Source organism: Brevundimonas sp., from assembly GCF_041648615.1.
Lineage (GTDB): Bacteria > Pseudomonadota > Alphaproteobacteria > Caulobacterales > Caulobacteraceae > Brevundimonas.
On sequence record NZ_JBAZOS010000015.1, the window covers coordinates 1 to 17,047 of the forward strand.

Annotated in this window: 18 protein-coding genes; 11 read left to right on the top strand and 7 right to left on the bottom strand. The window is 70.2% G+C overall.

Going from position 1 to position 17,047, the window contains the following annotated elements; all coding sequences use genetic code 11:
* The first annotated feature begins 206 nt into the window (after window positions 1-206).
* Entirely contained in the window at window positions 207-851 is a 645-nt protein-coding gene (gene msrA / locus WC555_RS07645) for a peptide-methionine (S)-S-oxide reductase MsrA (RefSeq protein ID WP_373252650.1), read from the top strand.
* Between the two features lie 73 nt (window positions 852-924).
* Window positions 925-1,215: a hypothetical protein gene (locus tag WC555_RS07650; protein WP_373252651.1), complete on the top strand. Its 291-nt coding sequence runs from the start codon at window positions 925-927 to the stop codon at window positions 1,213-1,215.
* A gap of 36 nt (window positions 1,216-1,251) precedes the next feature.
* Here WC555_RS07650 and WC555_RS07655 read toward each other — a convergent pair whose 3' ends face one another.
* Window positions 1,252-1,872, bottom strand: coding sequence for a TlpA family protein disulfide reductase (locus WC555_RS07655; RefSeq protein ID WP_373252653.1), 621 nt, complete (start codon window positions 1,870-1,872; stop codon window positions 1,252-1,254).
* A 58-nt stretch (window positions 1,873-1,930) separates the two neighbouring features.
* Here WC555_RS07655 and argH point away from each other — a divergent pair, with 58 nt between their 5' ends.
* From argH to lysA, 3 genes are read left to right on the top strand one after another with little or no spacing between them, the layout of a single operon-like run.
* A complete protein-coding gene (argH, locus tag WC555_RS07660) occupies window positions 1,931-3,298 on the top strand; it encodes an argininosuccinate lyase (RefSeq protein ID WP_373252750.1) in 1,368 nt (455 codons plus the stop codon).
* A 9-nt stretch (window positions 3,299-3,307) separates the two neighbouring features.
* On the top strand, window positions 3,308-3,544 hold the full coding sequence (locus tag WC555_RS07665; protein ID WP_373252655.1) for a hypothetical protein: 237 nt from the start codon (window positions 3,308-3,310) through the stop codon (window positions 3,542-3,544).
* A gap of 3 nt (window positions 3,545-3,547) precedes the next feature.
* Entirely contained in the window at window positions 3,548-4,822 is a 1,275-nt protein-coding gene (lysA, locus tag WC555_RS07670; RefSeq protein WP_373252657.1) for a diaminopimelate decarboxylase, read from the top strand.
* 55 nt (window positions 4,823-4,877) lie between these two features.
* On the opposite strand, the gene WC555_RS07675 is transcribed toward lysA, so the two are convergent.
* The 3 genes from WC555_RS07675 to WC555_RS07685 all read right to left on the bottom strand — a co-directional run bounded on the left by WC555_RS07675 (window position 4,878) and on the right by WC555_RS07685 (window position 6,569).
* Window positions 4,878-5,039: a four helix bundle protein gene (locus tag WC555_RS07675; RefSeq protein ID WP_373252658.1), complete on the bottom strand. Its 162-nt coding sequence runs from the start codon at window positions 5,037-5,039 to the stop codon at window positions 4,878-4,880.
* A gap of 62 nt (window positions 5,040-5,101) precedes the next feature.
* Entirely contained in the window at window positions 5,102-5,632 is a 531-nt protein-coding gene (locus WC555_RS07680) for a phosphoribosyltransferase (protein WP_373252659.1), read from the bottom strand.
* Window positions 5,625-6,569: an MJ0042-type zinc finger domain-containing protein gene (locus tag WC555_RS07685; protein WP_373252661.1), complete on the bottom strand. Its 945-nt coding sequence runs from the start codon at window positions 6,567-6,569 to the stop codon at window positions 5,625-5,627. Before WC555_RS07685 ends, WC555_RS07680 begins: the two co-directional genes overlap by 8 nt.
* A 68-nt stretch (window positions 6,570-6,637) precedes the next feature.
* On the opposite strand from WC555_RS07685, the gene WC555_RS07690 reads away from it, so the two are divergent.
* Genes WC555_RS07690 through WC555_RS07710 form a run of 5 tightly spaced genes read left to right on the top strand, consistent with a single transcriptional unit; the run spans window position 6,638 to window position 9,774 of the window.
* Window positions 6,638-7,348: a cell division ATP-binding protein FtsE gene (locus tag WC555_RS07690; RefSeq protein WP_373252662.1), complete on the top strand. Its 711-nt coding sequence runs from the start codon at window positions 6,638-6,640 to the stop codon at window positions 7,346-7,348.
* A gap of 29 nt (window positions 7,349-7,377) precedes the next feature.
* Window positions 7,378-8,226, top strand: a complete 849-nt coding sequence (locus tag WC555_RS07695; RefSeq protein WP_373252751.1) for a cell division protein FtsX — start codon at window positions 7,378-7,380, stop codon at window positions 8,224-8,226.
* Window positions 8,227-8,235: 9 nt separating this feature from the next.
* Entirely contained in the window at window positions 8,236-8,868 is a 633-nt protein-coding gene (locus WC555_RS07700; RefSeq protein ID WP_373252664.1) for a YdcF family protein, read from the top strand.
* Window position 8,869: 1 nt separating this feature from the next.
* The gene (locus tag WC555_RS07705) at window positions 8,870-9,592 is read left to right on the top strand and encodes a lysophospholipid acyltransferase family protein (protein WP_373252666.1); all 723 of its coding nucleotides are present in this window, start codon (window positions 8,870-8,872) and stop codon (window positions 9,590-9,592) included.
* A complete protein-coding gene (locus tag WC555_RS07710; protein WP_373252667.1) occupies window positions 9,589-9,774 on the top strand; it encodes a YodC family protein in 186 nt (61 codons plus the stop codon). Before WC555_RS07705 ends, WC555_RS07710 begins: the two co-directional genes overlap by 4 nt.
* Window positions 9,775-9,783: 9 nt before the next feature.
* Here WC555_RS07710 and WC555_RS07715 read toward each other — a convergent pair whose 3' ends face one another.
* The 3 genes from WC555_RS07715 to WC555_RS07725 all read right to left on the bottom strand — a co-directional run bounded on the left by WC555_RS07715 (window position 9,784) and on the right by WC555_RS07725 (window position 14,111).
* Window positions 9,784-10,632 carry a putative phage abortive infection protein gene (locus WC555_RS07715; RefSeq protein WP_373252669.1) on the bottom strand — a complete coding sequence of 283 codons (849 nt, stop codon included), beginning with the start codon at window positions 10,630-10,632 and terminating at the stop codon, window positions 9,784-9,786.
* Window positions 10,633-10,722: 90 nt separating this feature from the next.
* Window positions 10,723-11,454, bottom strand: a complete 732-nt coding sequence (pdeM, locus tag WC555_RS07720) for a ligase-associated DNA damage response endonuclease PdeM (protein WP_373252670.1) — start codon at window positions 11,452-11,454, stop codon at window positions 10,723-10,725.
* Window positions 11,451-14,111: a ligase-associated DNA damage response DEXH box helicase gene (locus WC555_RS07725; protein ID WP_373252672.1), complete on the bottom strand. Its 2,661-nt coding sequence runs from the start codon at window positions 14,109-14,111 to the stop codon at window positions 11,451-11,453. The genes pdeM and WC555_RS07725 overlap by 4 nt, the downstream gene beginning before the upstream one ends.
* Window positions 14,112-14,202: 91 nt before the next feature.
* Here WC555_RS07725 and WC555_RS07730 point away from each other — a divergent pair, with 91 nt between their 5' ends.
* The gene (locus WC555_RS07730; RefSeq protein ID WP_373252752.1) at window positions 14,203-17,043 is read left to right on the top strand and encodes an ATP-dependent DNA helicase; all 2,841 of its coding nucleotides are present in this window, start codon (window positions 14,203-14,205) and stop codon (window positions 17,041-17,043) included.
* Window positions 17,044-17,047: the final 4 nt, after the last annotated feature.

Sequence of the window (17,047 nt, forward strand, 5' to 3'; positions counted from 1 at the left end):
CCGACGGCGTTCGCGAGCCTCTGAACCGTCGCGCCACCATCGGCATCAACTTCCGCTAAACCCGGAAGGCCGATCGGCCAGACAACAACAGCCGCCGGCCCCCGAAAGAGGGCCGGCGGTTTTTGCTTTCAGCCGCCTTGAAACCACAGGCGGCCCGAGGTCGTATGTTCTGGACCGGGCGCGCCTGCGCTCGCCGGAGATCGGTCATGTCACGTCGCGCCATCGCCAGCCTGGTCCTTTTCGCCATCGCCGCGTGCTCGCCCGGCGACCCTGCCGAAAGCGCGCCCTCGGCCGCGGCGTCCACCCCCCAGGCCCGCGACAGCGGCCGGCGCGAAGTCGCCGTCTTCGCCGGCGGCTGCTTCTGGTCGACGGAAGCGAATTTCGAACACATGCCCGGCGTGGTCTCGGCCGTATCGGGCTTCGCCGGCGGCCGCAGCGCGGCCCCGACCTATGACCAGGTGGTGCGCGGAGGAACCGGCCACCTGGAGGCGGTGCAGGTCACCTTCGATCCGGCCCGGATCAGCTATCGCCAGCTGGTCGACCGTTTCTGGCTGACCATCGATCCCACGGATCCCGACGGCCAGTTCTGCGACCAGGGCCCGTCCTATGCGACCGCCGTCTTCGCCACCCCCGCCCAGAAGCCCGCCGCCGAGGCGTCTCGTCGGACAGCGGCGGCGCGGATCGGGACCGCCCGGTTCGTGACGCCGGTGCGAGACGCCGCCCGCTTCTGGCCCGCCGAGGCCTCGCATCAGGATTTCGCCCGGCTGAACCCGGTCCGTTACGCGGGCTACAGTCGGTTCTGCGGTCGTACGGCCCGACTGCGCGCGGTCTGGGGCGACGCCGCCGCCTAGACCAAAGCCGGAAGCGCAACCCCGTCCGGTTCACCGCGTTTACCGCCAAGGTTCCACGCTGAAGGGGATTTTCATGCGCATCCAGACCATCACGCTCGCCGCCGTCGCCGCCCTGACCCTCGCCGCCTGCAGCCAGGCCGAGCAGGACAACGCCCAGGCCGACGCCAACGAGGCCGCGGCCGAGACGGGCCAGGCCGCCGAGGAAGCCGGCTCGGCGCTGAAGGAAGAGGCGGCCCAGGTCGGCTCGGCCATCGCCGCCGGGGCCAGCGAAGCGGCCCAGGAAGTCGACGAGGCCACCGACAAGCTGGCGGAAAAGGCCGACGACCAGAAGGCCGAGACCGCGACGGACACCCGCGGCAACTGATCCTTCGCGCTCAGGCCGGCGGCGACGGCGTAGCGATCAAGGCGCTTCTGCCAGAAGCGCGTCGATCAGGGCGCGGGCTTCCGGGCTGGCCCAGTCCGCCTCGCCCGAAAAATGCGCGCGGATCCGTCCCTGCCGGTCCAGCAGCACCGTCTGGGGCATCTTGCCCTTGCCGGGCAGTTCGAAGGGCAGCTGGAATTTCGGGTCGCTGTACAGCGGCAGGGGTTCATGCACGTCGATGAAGCTCGTCGCATCGGCGATCTTGTCGGCGTCGTTGTCGACATTGACGGGCAGGACGACCAGATCCTGGCCCGCATAGGCCTCGGCCAGGCGGGCCAGGGTCGGCATTTCGGTGCGGCAGGGCGCGCACCACATGGCCCAGACGTTGACGACCACGACCTTGCCGCGGAAGTCCGGCAGCCGGGCGGCCGCGCCGTCGCGGGTCCTGAACACATAGGCGGGCGCCGGCTCCAGCGTCGCGGGCGTTTCCAGCGCGGCGATCGAGCCGCGAGCGAACCGGGCCAGTTCGCTTTTCGCCGCGACGGGCGCAGGCGCTTTGTCGATCACGCCGGGTTTGGCGTATAGCAGCGCGGCGCCGCCGATCACGCCGATCAGCAGCACGCCCGCCACCATGCCCAGAACCGACTTCGAGACCTTCATGTCCGATCCAACGTCCCCCGCCCCGACCAAAGCCGAACCGAACGCGGAAGGTCAAGACATGTGGGGCGGTCGCTTCTCGGCGCGGCCCGCCGACATCATGCAGGCGATCAACGTCTCGATCGGCGTGGACCGCCGGCTGTGGGCCCAGGACCTGGCCGGATCGCGGGCCCATTGCCGCATGCTGGCGGCGCGCGGCATCGTCACCCGGGCGGACGCCGACGCCATCCTGAACGGGCTGGACGCCATCGAGGGCGAGATCCGCGACGGCTCCTTCCCGTTCCGCGACCAGTTCGAAGACATCCATATGAACGTCGAGGCGCGGCTGGCCGAGCTGATCGGCGAGCCTTCGGGCCGGCTGCATACCGCCCGCAGCCGCAACGACCAGGTGGCGACGGATTTCCGCCTGTGGGTCCGCGACGCCTGCGACCGGGCGATCGAACAGCTTGAGGGGCTGCAATCCGCCTTGCTGGCGCGGGCGGAACAACACGCCGCCGACCTGATGCCGGGATTCACCCATCTGCAGCCGGCCCAGCCGGTGACCCTGGGCCACCATCTGATGGCCTATGTCGAGATGTTCGGGCGCGACGCGGGGCGGTTCACCGACGCCCGCAGACGGATGAACGAGAACCCGCTGGGCGCCGCGGCCCTGGCCGGATCGCCCTTCCCCATCGACCGGCACATGACGGCGTCGGAACTGGGCTTCGACCGGCCCATGGGCAATTCGCTGGACGCCGTGTCCGACCGCGACTTCGCGCTCGAGAGTCTGGCCGCCGCCTCGATCTGCGCCGGACACCTGTCGCGGCTGGCGGAAGAGATCGTGATCTGGATGACGCCCCAGTTCGGCTTCGCCACCCTGCCCGACGACCTGACCACCGGCTCGTCGATCATGCCGCAGAAGCGCAACCCCGACGCCGCCGAACTGGTCCGCGCCAAGACGGGGCGGATCATGGGCTCGCTGGTCGCCCTGTCGACGGTGATGAAGGGCCTGCCGCTGGCCTATTCCAAGGACATGCAGGAGGACAAGCCGCCGGTGTTCGAGGCCTTCGACGCCCTGACCCTGGCGCTGGGCGCCATGACGGCCATGGTCTCGGCGCTCCAGCCCGACACGGAGCGGATGCGCGCCGCCGCCGGTTCGGGCTTCTCGACCGCCACCGACCTGGCCGACTGGCTGGTACGCGAACTGAACCTGCCGTTCCGCAAGGCGCACCATGTGACCGGGGCGGCGGTGAAGCGGGCGGAAGCCCTGGGCGTGGATTTGTCGCAACTGCCCCTGGCCGAACTGCAATCGCTTGAAGCGGGCGTGACGGAAGCGGTTTACAAGGTGCTCACCCCTGAGGCCTCCTGCGCCAGCCGCCAGAGCTTCGGGGGCACGGCGCCGGAACAGGTCCGCGCGCGCATCGCCGAATGGAAGACGCGTCTCGCGTAGGGGATTGGGATGAAATCGATCGTCAGCCTGGGCGTCCTCGCCCTGTTCGCCCTCTCCGCCGCCGGCTGCGGCCGCATGGCCGACCTCGAGGCCCCGCCCGCGAAGAAGACCGAGCGCAGCCAGCGCGACGCCCGCGCCCCCGGCCTGCCCGAGCCCGCGACGGTCTACCGTCCGCCCAGCACCCAGCCGATCGACGGGGGCCCGAGCAGCCCGTACAACGGCCCGGGCGCCCAGCCGAACGCCTGATCCTTGCACCATTTCGAGCGGATCGACGGCGCGCTCCACGCCGAAGGCGTGTCGCTCGAGGCCTTGGCCGGGGCCGTCGGCACGCCCGTCTATGTCTATTCCACCGCGACCCTGACCCGGCACTACGGCCTGCTGCGCGAGGCGGCCGACGCTCACCGGGCGGTCCTGGGGGACGCCCTGATCGCCTTCGCGGTCAAGGCCAACGCCAACCTGTCGGTGCTGGCCACCCTGGCCCGGCTGGGGTGCGGCGCCGATACCGTGTCGGAGGGCGAGATCCGGCGCGCGCTGAAGGCGGGCGTCCCCGGCGACCGGATCGTCTTCTCGGGCGTCGGCAAGACCGATGCGGAACTGGCCTTCGCCATCGACGCGGGCGTGCGCCAGATCAATATCGAGAGCGCCGTGGAGCTGGACCGGCTGATCGCCGTCGCGGCCGGCAGGGGCGCGTCTCCGGAGATCGCCATCCGGGTCAATCCGGATGTCGGCGCCGGGGGCCATGCGAAGATCACCACCGGCGGGGCGACGGACAAGTTCGGCGTCCCCTTCGCCGACGCCCCCGCCCTCTACGCCCGCGCCGCGGCCTCGCCGCATGTGACGCCGGTGGGGCTGGCCTGTCACATCGGCAGCCAGATCACGACGCTTGAGCCGCTGGAAGCCGCCTTCCGCGCCCTGAGGGGCATGACGCTGGACCTGCGGGCGCGGGGGCTGACCGTATCACGCCTGGATCTCGGGGGCGGCCTCGGCGTGCCCTATCATGGCCAGTCCGACCTGCCGTCGATCGCCGACTATGTCGCCATGGCCGCAGGCGTGCTGGAGGGGCTTGAGGTCGAGGCGGCGTTCGAGCCCGGCCGGCTGCTGGCGGCCAATGCGGGGGTTCTGCTGAGCCGCGTCATCCAGATCAATGAACGCGGCGACGGCCGGCGCTTCGCCGTGCTGGACGCGGGCATGAACGACCTGATGCGCCCCGCCCTGTACGACGCCTTCCATGACCTGGTCCCGGTGCGGCCGCGTGAGGGCGAATCCGTGACCTATGATCTCGTGGGCCCGATCTGCGAGTCCACCGACGTCTTCGCCCGCGACCGCCCGTCCTCGCCGCTTCAGGCCGGCGACCTGGTCGCCTTCATGGGCGCGGGCGCCTATGGGGCGGTGCTGGCCAGCGAGTACAATTCGCGCCCGCTGGTCCCGGAGGTGCTGGTCGACGGCGACCGCTGGGCGGTGGTGCGGGCGCGGCCGGGCTATGACGAGATGTTCGAGCGAGAGCCGACGGCGGCGTGGCTGTGAGAGGGCTTAGGGCTTAGGGCTTAGGGCTTAGGGCTTAGGGCTTAGGGCTTAGGGCTTAGGGCTTGGCCACGGACGCCGCAGCCCGTCGCGCTTGGGAAGTAAGACCGAACTGCTCTTCTCGCGGGAAAGTGCGGGTCACAAGATAGGTCCGTTCAGCGACCAACATTGCCCTTTGCCAGACCAACAGGTCGCGATACCCCCGAATTCGGTCCCCCAACTGCTTCTCTCCCGAGCTTCATGGTCTCGGGTGCAAGACCTAAGCCCTAAGACCCAAGACCTTCAATCCAGCGCGCAGACGTCCGGCAGCCCGCGCAGCGCGCCCGCATGGTCCAGGCCATATCCCACCAGGAACCGGTTCGGGGCGTCCCAGCCGACGAAGTCCGGCTCGGGCGCGCGCGGCAGGGGCCAGGGTTTTTTGGCGAAGACCACGGTCAGCACTTCCGACGCGCCCGCCTCCCGCGCGATCCGCACGGCCTCGGCCAGCGACAGGCCGGTGTCGAACACGTCGTCGATGATCAGGACGCGGCGGCCCGTGACCGGGCGCTGGAACGGCGCATAGACGTCGATCCGGCCGCGGCTTTCCTTCTCGTCGCCGTAGGACGCCAGCCACAGGGCGTCGAAGCGGACATTGCGGCCCAGGCGCGACAGGGCGCGGGTCAGGTCGGCGGCGAACCACAGGCCGCCGGTCAGCAGGACCGCGGCGACGGTCTCGTCATCGATGACGGGGGCGATCTGCGCCGCCAGTCCGGCGACGATGCGCTGAACCTCGGCTTCGGGCAGAAGGACGGTGGGCCTCGGGGAGTCAGCCATTCGAGGCGGATACCGCCTCGACCCCATGCGTGTCCACCACCGGAATCGCGTCGATCGGCTGCATGTCCATCGGCGCCGAAGAGTCCGGCGACAGGGCGGGGCGCAGGCCGCCGGCGGCGGCCTCGTGCAACGGCGCGGACGCGGCGACGGCGGGTTCGGTGACGGCGGGCGGGGCCGTACGGCGGGTGTCGGCGCGAACCGGCGCGGCGGGCGCGGGCTGACGAGGGGCTTCGGGCGCATCCAGCACGAAGTCGACGCCGATGCCCTGCCCCCGCGCGCCGGGATCGGCGATCACGGCGGCGAAGCCCTGCACCTTGCCCGGCAGCACGGGCGCGGCGTCGATGCGCACCACGGCGTGGCCGATTTCCGCGCCATGGGCGTCCAGCAGGGCGACCCGCACCGGCGGCGCGGTGCGCTCGTCGTCGCGCACGTTCCGGAGGGCGCCCGAGACCAGCACCTTGCCCGGATCGCTGGGCAGGGGTCTGGCGGTGATGGCCTCGAAATCCAGTCCCGTGGGGTTCACCGTCAGACCGACGGCGGCATAGGCCTGGGCCGCGCGCGGGGCCATTTCGACCACCTCGACGCGGAACAGCCAGGCGCCGGCCAGAAGGGCGGCGAAGCCCGAGGCGATGCCGGCCCAGACCACGCCATGGGTCGCCGCGCGACGCAGGCGGCGCTGGTGCTCGGCGCGGGCGCGGAAGGCGCGGGGCAGTTCGGGGGCGGGCGTCTCCGCCAGGGATTCGGGTTCCGGCTCTTCGCGTGAGGCGAAACTGGCGGTCTCCGCCGGATTTGAGGAGATGGACAGTTCCAGCGGCTCGTCCAGCGTGGCCCGCCAGGTGTGTTTGCAGTCCTTGCAGCGCACGGTGCGGCCGCCGGGCCCGATCGCCTCATCCGGGGTGAAATAGCTGGTGGCGCAGGACGGGCAGGTCAGTATCATGTCGGCTGACTGCGAGGCTCTTCGCCCCCTCCCGTCGCGGTTCGAAACCGCGTCCTGACCCAAAATCGATGTCCGTCCAGCCCCGCCGCGCCACACGATCCGCCCCCGCGACCGACACCGTCCGCCTGTCCGGCGTGGGTTTCGGCTATGCGGCGACGCACCGCGCGCTGCGGAACGTTAACCTCACCTTGCCATCGGGCTCTTTCCACTTCCTTACCGGCCCGTCCGGGGCGGGTAAGTCGACGCTGCTGAAACTGCTGACGTTGCAGGAGCGTCCCGACGCCGGGACCCTGCATCTGTTCGGCGAGGACGCCACCATGGCGCCCCGCCGGGCCCTGCCCGACTTCCGCCGCCGCACCGGGGTGGTGTTCCAGGATTTCCGCCTGCTGGACCACCTGTCGGTGTTCGACAACGTGGCTCTGCCGCTGCGGCTCGCGGGCGGCAAACAGATCGACTACGCCGCCGATGTCGAGGAGATGCTGGACTGGGTCGGACTGGGCGACCGGACGGAAGACCGGCCGCCGTCGCTGTCGGGCGGCGAGAAGCAGCGGCTGGCGATCGCCCGCGCCGTGGTGGCCGGACCGGACCTGATCCTGGCCGACGAACCGACCGGCAGCGTCGATGCGAAGATGGGCGAGCGGCTGCTGAAACTGTTCCAGTCGCTGAACCGGCTGGGCGCGACCGTCCTGATCGCCAGCCATGACGAGGCCCTGGCCGAACGGTCCGGGGCCACGGTCCTGCGCCTCGAAGGCGGACGCCTGCACGGAGGCGGAGCGTGATCCTTCGTCTGTTCAGCCGCCGCGCGTCCATGCTGCCGCGCGACGCCGGCGGCGAGCGCTGGCTGGCCGCCCTGATCGCCGTCCTGTGCTTCCTCGCCTGCCTGTCCGCCGTGGGCGCGGTCGCCGCCGACCGCGCGGCGCACGGCTGGGCCCGGCAGCTGCGGTCCGAGGCCACCGTCCAGGTTCGGCCCCGCGTCGGCGAGACCGGCGCCGAGGCCGCCGCCCGCGCCGCCGAGACCCTGGCCGGCGTCCCCGGCGTGGCCGAGGCCGAGGCCATGGACCGCAAGACGGCCGAGGCCCTGCTGCGGCCGTGGCTCGGCGACGCCGTCCTGCCGGACCTGCCCATCCCCCATCTGGTCACCGTGCGGCTGGACAAGGCGGGTCCCGCCAGCGCCGTCAGCCTCAGCCGCGCCCTGGCCTCCGCCGGGCTCGACGCCACCGTCGACGACCACAGCCTGTGGCGCGGCGAGGTGGAGCGATCGGCCGCCCTGATCACGGTCCTGGCCCTGGCGGCCTTCCTGCTGACGGCCGGCGCGGCGGGGGCGGCCGTGGCCTACGCCACCCGCGCCGGGATGGCCGCCCAGACCGGGGTGATCGAGACCCTGAGCCTGAACGGAGCGTCCGACAGCGCCATCGCCGGCCTCTATCAGCTCCGCTACGGCCTGGTGGCGGCGGTCGCGGGCGGGGTCGGCGCCGCCGTGGCCATGGCCCTCGTCGCCGGCCTGCGTTTTCTCGGCGGGGCCGAGGGCGTGACCCCCGCCCTGCCGCTGATGTGGAGCGACGTGTTGATCCTCTCGCCATGCCCGCTGCTGGCGGCTACGGTGGCGCTTGCGGCGGCGCGCTTCACGGCGCTGGCGCGATTGAAGGGGCGTCACTAGGTTAACCGCATGAAGTTTTTGACTTTCATTGCGATTCTGGCGCTGATCTGGCTGATCGGCCTGTTCGCCTTCGCCGAGCGCGTGCGCAGCTATACGCCCGCGCCCGAGCCCGAACGCGCCGACGCCATTGTGGCCCTGACCGGCCCGTCATCCGAGCGCGTCAACGCCGCCATCCGCCTGCTGGAGCAGGACAAGGGCGAGCGCGTCCTGATTTCGGGCGTCAATCGCGAGGTCCGCCGCCAGGAGTTGCGCGCCCTGACGCCCGGCTCCAACAAACTCTTCAACTGCTGCGTCGATCTGGGCTTCGAGGCCGAGGACACCGTGGGCAACGCCCAGGAGATCGCCGCCTGGGCCGGCGCCAAGGACTATGACAGCCTGATCGTGGTGACGTCCGACTACCACATGGCCCGCGCCCTGACCGAGATCCGCGCCGCCGCCCCGGGCGTCCGGCTGACGCCCTATGCGGTCGAGACGCCGTCGCTGGACAATTCGCGCTGGTGGAAGGCCGCGGTCACCGCCCGTCGCATGACACTGGAATACATGAAGTATCTCGCCGCCCTTGGCCGGGCCATGGTCAGCGGCGTCGGCGGCGACCCCGCCCCCGATCCCGCCGTTGAGGCCCCCGCCGAAAAGGCCGCCTGAGGTGACCGCGATCCGGTCGCTGCTGTTCGTCGCCTGGCTCTATCTGTCGATGGCCCTGTTCGCCGTCGGCCTGTCGCCGGCCCTGCTGATGCCCTACCGCCAGGCCATGTGGGTGATCCGGAACTGGGCCAGATTCATCTTCTTCGGCCTGCGCTGGATCGCCGGGGTCAAGGTCGAGTTCCGCGGCATGGAACACCTGCCGACCGGCGCCTCCCTGATCGCCGGCAAGCACCAGAGCATGCTGGACGTCATCGCCCCCTTCGCCGTGTTTCCCGACAATTGTTTCATCATGAAGAAGGAGCTGCTGCCCCTGCCCTTCTTCGGCTGGTTCGCCTGGAAGACGAAGATGATCGCGGTCGACCGCTCGGCCCACTCCAAGGCCTTGAAAGACATGGTCCGGCAGGCCCGGACCCGTTTCGCCGAGGGCCGGCAGATCCTGATCTTCCCGGAAGGCACGCGCGCGCCGGTCGGCGCCCCCGCCGACTACAAGCCCGGCATCGCCGCCCTGTACCGCGACCTCGACTGCGCCTGCACGCCGATGGCCACCAACTCGGGGGTGCACTGGCCGGCGCACGGGTTCCGGCGCTATCCGGGGACGGTGGTGTACGAATTCCTGCCGGCCATCCCGGCGGGGCTCAAGCGGGCCGAGTTCATGGCGGTGCTGGAGGAGCGGATCGAGGGGGCGAGCGGGGCACTGCTGGCGCACCATGGGAGTGGCGCATGATCGAATCTCTCAAGCCCGGCGATGTGGTGCGGCTCAAGTCTGGGGGCCCCGCCATGACTATACGTTGGTGCAAGGACTCTGATTCTGGATACTTGGCTTGGTGTGACTGGTTCGAAGGCACGGAACACCGAGGGCATCGTTTTTCGACTTCGCAGTTAGCTAAGGTAGACCCGAGCACCTAGTCGGTCGACCTATGGGCGGATTGGTCGCTGCGCGCTTCCCTTTGGGTCGAACGCTTTTGGAGCGAAATATTTGTCGAGTTCAAATAGCGTTCTGTCAGCGACATCAATGTTGTGAAGAAGGGAATAGCGCTCGACCCAACGAGCGAATTTCTCCGCACCTTCACCGTGTGCGCAGTTGAGCGCTATTAGGACGAGCTCCGCGTTAGACAACTGCGCGCGCAACAAACGCACATATTTGTAGGCAGAAGTTCCGAAGCTATCGTGCGCGAATTTTACGATGTGATAGGTAAAACGAAAATAGTGACCCAAGTCGTTCCTATTTGAATCATACATATCCAAATAGCGCTTGGCGTAATCTAGCTTTTTCCCTTGCTCGTAGAAGCTTGCGTGCAGACTCCCGATCAACGCTGCAGCAGCATCAGTGCCGATTTGCAGATGGGCCACCGCACCTGTTTTTAAGTCTGACAGAACACGGAATCGAAGATCGAGCAGACCGAAATAGGTTCGTTCGCTATCGCGCCGGGCGTCAGCCTTGTCTCGCTCAGCGTTCCGCGCATCAGCCTTCTCCCGCTCGGCAACTGCAAGAGCCTGAGCGGCGGCCGTTTCCCTTCTCTGATGATCAGCATCAGCTTCGGCGTTAGAAGCTTGGCGTCGGGTGTCCACCAGCGTCTGATACGTGAAGATCGCCGCCATCGACGTCATTAGGGCGCTCAAGATGCCGAATGAGTCTCCCAACTGGCCGGTGGCCGTGAAATCCCAAGGCCCGAAGATCGAGAACCCCAGACCAGAGAGCGCAACAACGGCCCACCAGAGACCGAAGACGCAGAGAACGTAAATTGCCGGCGGGCGCTTCAGCATCAGCCACCACGCCACAGTAGGGTCTCGCAACGTCAATACCTCCGCCCCCAGCTCAACCTTAGCTGAGTCGAGAGATCTGGAACACGACGTCTACTTGAGGCTGCCCCAGGCCAGCGCATGCACCCTGTCCCGTCCCAGCGCCGCGGCCATCGGCGGCTCGGCGAACAGGCCCGCGATGGCCGGATCACGCACGTCCAGCCCGCCGGTGAAGGCGCCGAAGGCCGGCAGCACGGCCCGCCGGCCGTCCGTCACGAAACACGGCCGCCGCACGCCGCGCCCATAGGCGGCGACCCGCGCCGCCGGATGCAGGTGTCCGGCGATCTCTCCCGGCCGCACCCCCGCCTGCGGTTCATGGATCAGACGCAGGGATCCGAGGTCCAGCGTCTCGACGACCTCGCCGACGAGGTCGTCCATGGCCCCCGCCAGGGTGGCGATGTCGTGGTTGCCCTCGAGCCAGATCCAGTCGCGGCCGGTGGCCAGCCGGTCGAGCCGCGCCTTGTCGTCGGCGGCCATTCGGCCCACCGAGGCCGCGTCGTGGAAGCTGTCGCCCAGCAGAACCACCGCCGCCGGCTGGAGCGCCTCGATCTCCGCCTCCAGCCGGTCCAGCGTCGCCCGGCTGTCGTAAGGGGGCAGCATCTGGCCGCGCGCCGCGAAGGCCGAGCCCTTCTCCAGGTGCAGGTCGGCCGCGATCAGGGTGCGATGGTTCAGCACCCACAGCGCCCCCGAACAGCGCAGCACGCAGGGCTCGCCCTCGATATGCACCCGCAGGCCGCCGCACGGATGGCGCGCCGGCGACAGCGCCTGCCTGAGCGCCGCGTTCATCGCGCGCCCGCCAGTCCGGGCGGCGCGTCCGCCATCACCTCGGCGATCAGCCCGGCCTCGTCGAAACCATAGGCGCTGGCGTCCAGGATCATCTCGGCCGCCTGACCCCCGCCCACCCGTTCGCGCCCGATCTGCACCAGCACGGGCACGCAGAAGGGCGAGGGCCGTTCCAGCTTCACATGCCGGATTTGCCCCTGGATGCGCGTCAGCATCTGTCCCAGCCGCGCCACGTCCAGCAGACCCGCGGCCGCGTCGGCGCGGGCGGTCTTCAGCAGCAGATGGTCCGGTTGATGGCGGCGCAGCACGTCGTAGATCAGGTCGGTGGAGAAGGTCACCTGCCGCCCCGTCTTCTCGGTCCCCGGCTGGCGTCGCTCGATCAAGCCCGAGATCAGGGCGCAATTGCGGAAGCTGCGCTTCATCATAAAGCTCTCCTCCAGCCAGCTCTCCAGATCGTCGCCCAGCATATCGGGCTCGAACAACCGGTCGAGGTCCAGCCCGTCCATCGGCTTGATCGACCAGATGGCCAGGGAATAGTCGGTGCAGACGAAGCCCAGCGGCCCGATCCCCAGCCGGTCCAGCCGCCGCGTCAGCAGCATGCACAGGGTCCCGTGCGCCAGCCCGCCCTCGAACGGATAGGCGACGAGGAAATGCCGGCTGCCGCGCGGAAACGTCTCGACCAGCATGGTCTGCGCGTCCGGGATGAGCGAGCGCGCCTCCTGCAGCTCCAGCCATTCCTGCACGTCGGGCGGCAGGACACGCCAGTGGTCGCGGTCCTGGATCATGGCCCGCACCCGGTCGGCCAGCGAGGTCGACATGGGGAATTTCGACCCGCCCCACGACGGGATCTTCGGGTCCCTGTCGTGGGCGTGGGTGACCAGGGCGTCCATGCCGTTGATGCCCTGGAAGGCCCAGACCTGGCCGGCGAAGACGAAGGTGTCGCCCGGCGTCATCTGCTCGAAATAGCTCTCCTCGGCCTCGCCCACCTTGCGCCCGCCGATCAGCTGTCTGGCGGCGCCGCCACGCCGGGAGGCGATGCGCACGTTCAGCGTCGCCGCCGCCACGATGGCCCCGACGTTCATGCGATGGCGCTGCGCCGTCACCGCATTGCGCACCGTCCACTTGCCGTCCCGCGTCCGCACGATCCGCGCGAACCGCTCATAGGTGCGCAGCGCATAGCCGCCGGTGGCGACCAGATCGACCACCTCTTCGAACGCCTCGTACGTCAGGTCGCGATAGGGACCGCAGCCGGTGACCTCGTCATAGAGATCGGTCAGGGCGAAGGGCTCGGAACAGGCGCAGCCCATGACGTGCTGGGCCAGGGTGTCCAGCGTGCCCGTGTGCACCGGCTCCCAGTCGAAGGCGTTCTCGGCCACCGCCTCGCGCGCGGCCTGGCATTCCAGCATCTCGAACCGGCTGGCCGGCACCATCAGGGCGCGCGAAGGCTCGTCGAGCCGGTGATTGGCCCGGCCGATCCGCTGCACCAGCCGCGAGGCCCCCTTGGGCGCCGCCAGCTGGATCACCAGATCGACGTCGCCCCAGTCGATGCCGAGATCCAGCGTCGAGGTGCAGACCACCGCCCTGAGATCGCCCCGCGCCATCGCCGCCTCGACCTTGCGCCTCTGTTCGGCCGCCAGGGAGCCGTGATGCAGGCCGATCGGCAGGTCGTCGTCATTGATCGACCACAGCTGCTGGAAGACGAATTCGGCCTGCCAGCGGGTGTTGACGAAGATCAGGCTCATCCCCGCGCGCTTGATCGCCTCATAGACCTCCGGGATGGCGTGCTGGCCGGTATGCCCGGCCCACGGCACCTTGCCCTCGCTGACCAGAACATCCACCACCGGCGGCGCGCCGGGGTCGCCGCGGACGATCACCACATCGCCCTTCCCCCCTTGCGGGGGAAGGTGGCTCGCGGAGCGAGACGGATGGGGGCTGCCAGCTGCGGCCTCGCCCTCGCCATTCGTGTCGCGGACAGGGCCCCCATCCGAGCCGCTTCGCGGCCCACCTTCCCCCGAAATGGGGGAAGGGGATAACCATGAGGCGATCATCTCCGGATCGTCGACCGTCGCCGACAGCGCCACCCGCCGCATCCCCGGAGCGAACGACTGCAGCCGCCCCAGCCCGAGCGACAGCAGATCCCCCCGCTTGCCGCTCCAGATCGCGTGCACCTCGTCCAGCACCACGCATTTCAGATCGGCGAAATACGACCGCGCGCCGTCCCAGGCGCAGAACAGGGCCAGCTGTTCGGGCGTGGTCAGCAGGATGTCCGGCGGGAACTCGCGCTGCCGCTGCTTCTTGGATTGTTTGGTGTCGCCGGTTCGGCTCTCGACATGGATGTTCAGCCCGATCTCGCGGATCGGCGTCATCAGATTACGCTCGACGTCCGTGGTCAGGGCCTTGAGCGGCGACAGATAGAGGGTGTGCACCCCCGACCCCGGCCCGAACGCCGGCCTCGGCCCCCGCTCCGCCAGCTCGACCAGCGACGGCAGGAACCCCGCCAGCGTCTTGCCGCCCCCGGTCGGCGCGACCAGCAGGGCGTGCGACCCGGCCTCGGCCGCCGCGATCATCTCCAGCTGGTGCCGTCGCGGCGACCAGCCGCGCGACGCGAACCAGTCGGCGAAGAGGGGCGGAAGCGTTGCGGGAGCGGGCGGCGGCGTCACATCGCGCCTATAGCATGTTCCCGTTCCGTTTCACGTCCCGAACCGCTATCTATCGGACGTGTCCGTCGACTCCCTCACATCCTCCGCCGTCCTGACCGGCGCCGAGCCCTGGCTGGCCCTGCCGCCGGCGCTCGCCATCCCGCCCGGGTCCGGCGCGATCTGCGACGCCGACGGCCCGCGGAAGATCGGACGCGGCGCCGCCGAGGGGGCCTTCACCACCGCCCCCGTCATGGTCGCCCACGCCAGCCTGACGGCCCGGCGCCTCGGCATCGCCCCGCCGCCCCGGTCGCCCGATCTGCTGGACGTGCTGGAGCTGTTCGCCTTCGTCCGCCCCGCCCGCTTCTGCGCCCCCTCGCCCAGCGGCCTGGCCCTGGCCATGGGGATGAGCGAGCCCAAGGGCGCCGAGGCCCAGGCCCAGGCCCTGATGGACGCCGCCGCCGGCCTGCTGAAGGAGCTGGCCGATCCCGCCTATCCGGGCCGCGAGGACGCCTTCACCCTTGCCGAGACCTTGGGCCGCGCCGGCTGGTCGTGGGCGTGGCGCGTCTCGGGCGCCCTGCAGCACCATCCCGTGCGCGAGCGCCAGCATCGCGGCAGCGGCCTCGACGCCTGGTCCCGCCTGCCGGAATGGGAGGACGAGGCCCCTCGCGGCGAAGCGGGGTCGGCCCCGGTCGATTCCGAATCCGCCCGCATCCGGCTCGAGAAACTGCTCCAGGCCTCCGGCCTCGACGAGACCCGCCCGACCCAGTCCGACTACGCCGCCGAGGCCGCCTTCGCCTTCTCGCCGCGCAATGAGGAGGGCCGCCCGCGCGTCCTGCTGGCCGAGGCCGGCACGGGCACGGGCAAGACCCTCGGCTATCTGGCCCCCGCCAGCCTGTGGGCCGAGCGCAACCAGGGCGCCGCCTGGGTTTCGACCTACACCCGCGCCCTGCAGCGCCAGATCGACCGCGAGAGCGCCGCCCTGTGGCCCGACCCCGTCGAGCGCAAGAAGAAGACCGTCGTCCGCAAGGGGCGCGAGAACTACCTCTGCCTGCTGAACCTGCAGGAGATGGTTCAGGCCGCCCAGCTGGGGAACGGCGACCTGGTCGGCATGGCCCTGGCCAGCCGCTGGGCCATGCATTCGCGCGACGGCGACATGACCGGCGGCGACTATCCGGGCTGGCTGCCGGGCCTGTTCGCGACCGGACCCAGCCATCAGGCCAGCGCCGCCAATCTGGTCGACCGCCGCGGCGAATGCGTCCACGCCGCCTGTCCCCACTACCGCACCTGTTTCGTCGAGAAGACCATCCGCGCCAGCCGTCGCGCCGACCTCGTCGTCGCCAACCATGCCCTGGTGATGACCCAGGCCGCCTTTGACGGCGCCCGGTCGGCGCGCGGCCTGAAGCAGGACGGCGAGACGGCGGCGTTGAAGCGCATCGTCTTCGACGAGGGCCACCATCTGTTCGACGCCGCGGACAGCGCCTTCTCGGCCTGCCTGTCCGGACAGGAGGCGGCCGAACTGCGCCGATGGCTGCGCGGACCCGAGGGACGCGGCCGGCGCGGACGGGGTCTGGAACAGCGGCTTGGCGACCTGTGCGCCGACAATGAGGCGGCGACGAAAGCGCTCCAGGACGCCGTCCGCGCCGCCGCCCAGCTGCCGGGCGAGGGCGTGTCGGGCCGCATCGCCCCGGCCTCGGGCGAGGTCAATCCGGTCGGGCCGATCGAACGCTTCCTGCTGGCCGCGCTGGAACAGCTCCGTGCACGGACCAGTGAAAACGCGTCGGGCAGCGGCGCCGAATTCGGCATGGAATGTTCGCTGCGCCCCGTCACCGAGCCCGTGCTCGAGGCCGCGCGCGAGGCCGCCCAGGCCCTTGCCGCCGTCGAGGCGCCGCTGCTGGCCCTGTCGCGGCATCTGGAAGACATCCTCGACGACGAGGCGTCCGATCTGGACGGCGCCTCCCGCGCCCGCATCGAAGGCGCCCTGCGCGGCCTGGACCGTCGCGCCCGTATGACCCTGCCCGGCTGGCGCTCGATGCTGGCGGCGCTTGAGGTGTCCTCGGACGAACCGGATCCCGACTTCCTCGACTGGCTTTCAGCCGAAGCAGCGTTCGGCCGGATCATGGACGTGGCCCTGCGCCGCCACTGGATCGATCCGACCGTGCCGCTGGAAGCCGCGGTGATCATGCCCGCCCACGGCGTGCTGGTGACCAGCGCCACCCTCTCCGATCCGAACTCTGACGATCCCTTCGACATGGCCCGGCTGCGCACCGGCTCCGCCCGGCTGATCGAACCGGCCCGGACCCTGAAGGTCGAAAGCCCGTTCGACTACGCGGCCAACGCCCGGGTCATCGTCGTCAACGACCTGGTCAAGGACGACCCGCGCCAGACGGCGGCAGCCATGCGCGAACTCTTCCTCGCCGCGGGCGGCGGAGGACTGGGCCTGTTCACCGCCATCCGGCGGCTGAAGGCCGTCTATGAGCGGCTGGGTCCCGACCTGGCCAAGGCCGGCATCCCCCTCTACGCCCAGCACGTCGATCCGCTCGAGGTGGGAGCGCTGGTCGACGTGTTCCGGGCCGAACAGGACAGCTGCCTGCTGGGCACCGATGCGGTGCGGGACGGCGTCGACGTGCCCGGCCGGTCCCTGCGCATCCTCGCCTTCGACCGCGTGCCGTGGCCGCGCCCCGACCTGCTGCACAAGGCGCGCCGCCTGCGCTTCGGCGGCGAGGGCGCCGGCGGGCGCAATTTCGACGACGCCCTGGCCCGGGCGAAAATGGCCCAGGCCTTCGGCCGGCTGATCCGCCGCGCCGACGACAAGGGGGTCTTCGTCATGCTCGACGCCGCCGCCCCGACCCGCCTGTTCGCCAGCCTGCCGCCGGGCACGGAGGTCCAGCGCATGGGCCTCGCCGACGCGGTGGAATTGGTGAGGGCGTTCCTGAACGAGAGGTCCGCCGCCTGAGCCC

Coding starts and splice junctions, on each gene's coding strand:
- msrA (WP_373252650.1), top strand. CDS start 207: ATGTCACGTCGCGCCATCGCCAGCCTGGTCCTTTTCGCCATCGCCGCG.
- WC555_RS07650 (WP_373252651.1), top strand. CDS start 925: ATGCGCATCCAGACCATCACGCTCGCCGCCGTCGCCGCCCTGACCCTC.
- WC555_RS07655 (WP_373252653.1), bottom strand. CDS start 1,872: ATGAAGGTCTCGAAGTCGGTTCTGGGCATGGTGGCGGGCGTGCTGCTG.
- argH (WP_373252750.1), top strand. CDS start 1,931: ATGTGGGGCGGTCGCTTCTCGGCGCGGCCCGCCGACATCATGCAGGCG.
- WC555_RS07665 (WP_373252655.1), top strand. CDS start 3,308: ATGAAATCGATCGTCAGCCTGGGCGTCCTCGCCCTGTTCGCCCTCTCC.
- WC555_RS07680 (WP_373252659.1), bottom strand. CDS start 5,632: ATGGCTGACTCCCCGAGGCCCACCGTCCTTCTGCCCGAAGCCGAGGTT.
- WC555_RS07685 (WP_373252661.1), bottom strand. CDS start 6,569: ATGATACTGACCTGCCCGTCCTGCGCCACCAGCTATTTCACCCCGGAT.
- WC555_RS07690 (WP_373252662.1), top strand. CDS start 6,638: ATGTCCGTCCAGCCCCGCCGCGCCACACGATCCGCCCCCGCGACCGAC.
- WC555_RS07695 (WP_373252751.1), top strand. CDS start 7,378: ATGCTGCCGCGCGACGCCGGCGGCGAGCGCTGGCTGGCCGCCCTGATC.
- WC555_RS07700 (WP_373252664.1), top strand. CDS start 8,236: ATGAAGTTTTTGACTTTCATTGCGATTCTGGCGCTGATCTGGCTGATC.
- WC555_RS07710 (WP_373252667.1), top strand. CDS start 9,589: ATGATCGAATCTCTCAAGCCCGGCGATGTGGTGCGGCTCAAGTCTGGG.
- WC555_RS07715 (WP_373252669.1), bottom strand. CDS start 10,632: ATGCTGAAGCGCCCGCCGGCAATTTACGTTCTCTGCGTCTTCGGTCTC.
- pdeM (WP_373252670.1), bottom strand. CDS start 11,454: ATGAACGCGGCGCTCAGGCAGGCGCTGTCGCCGGCGCGCCATCCGTGC.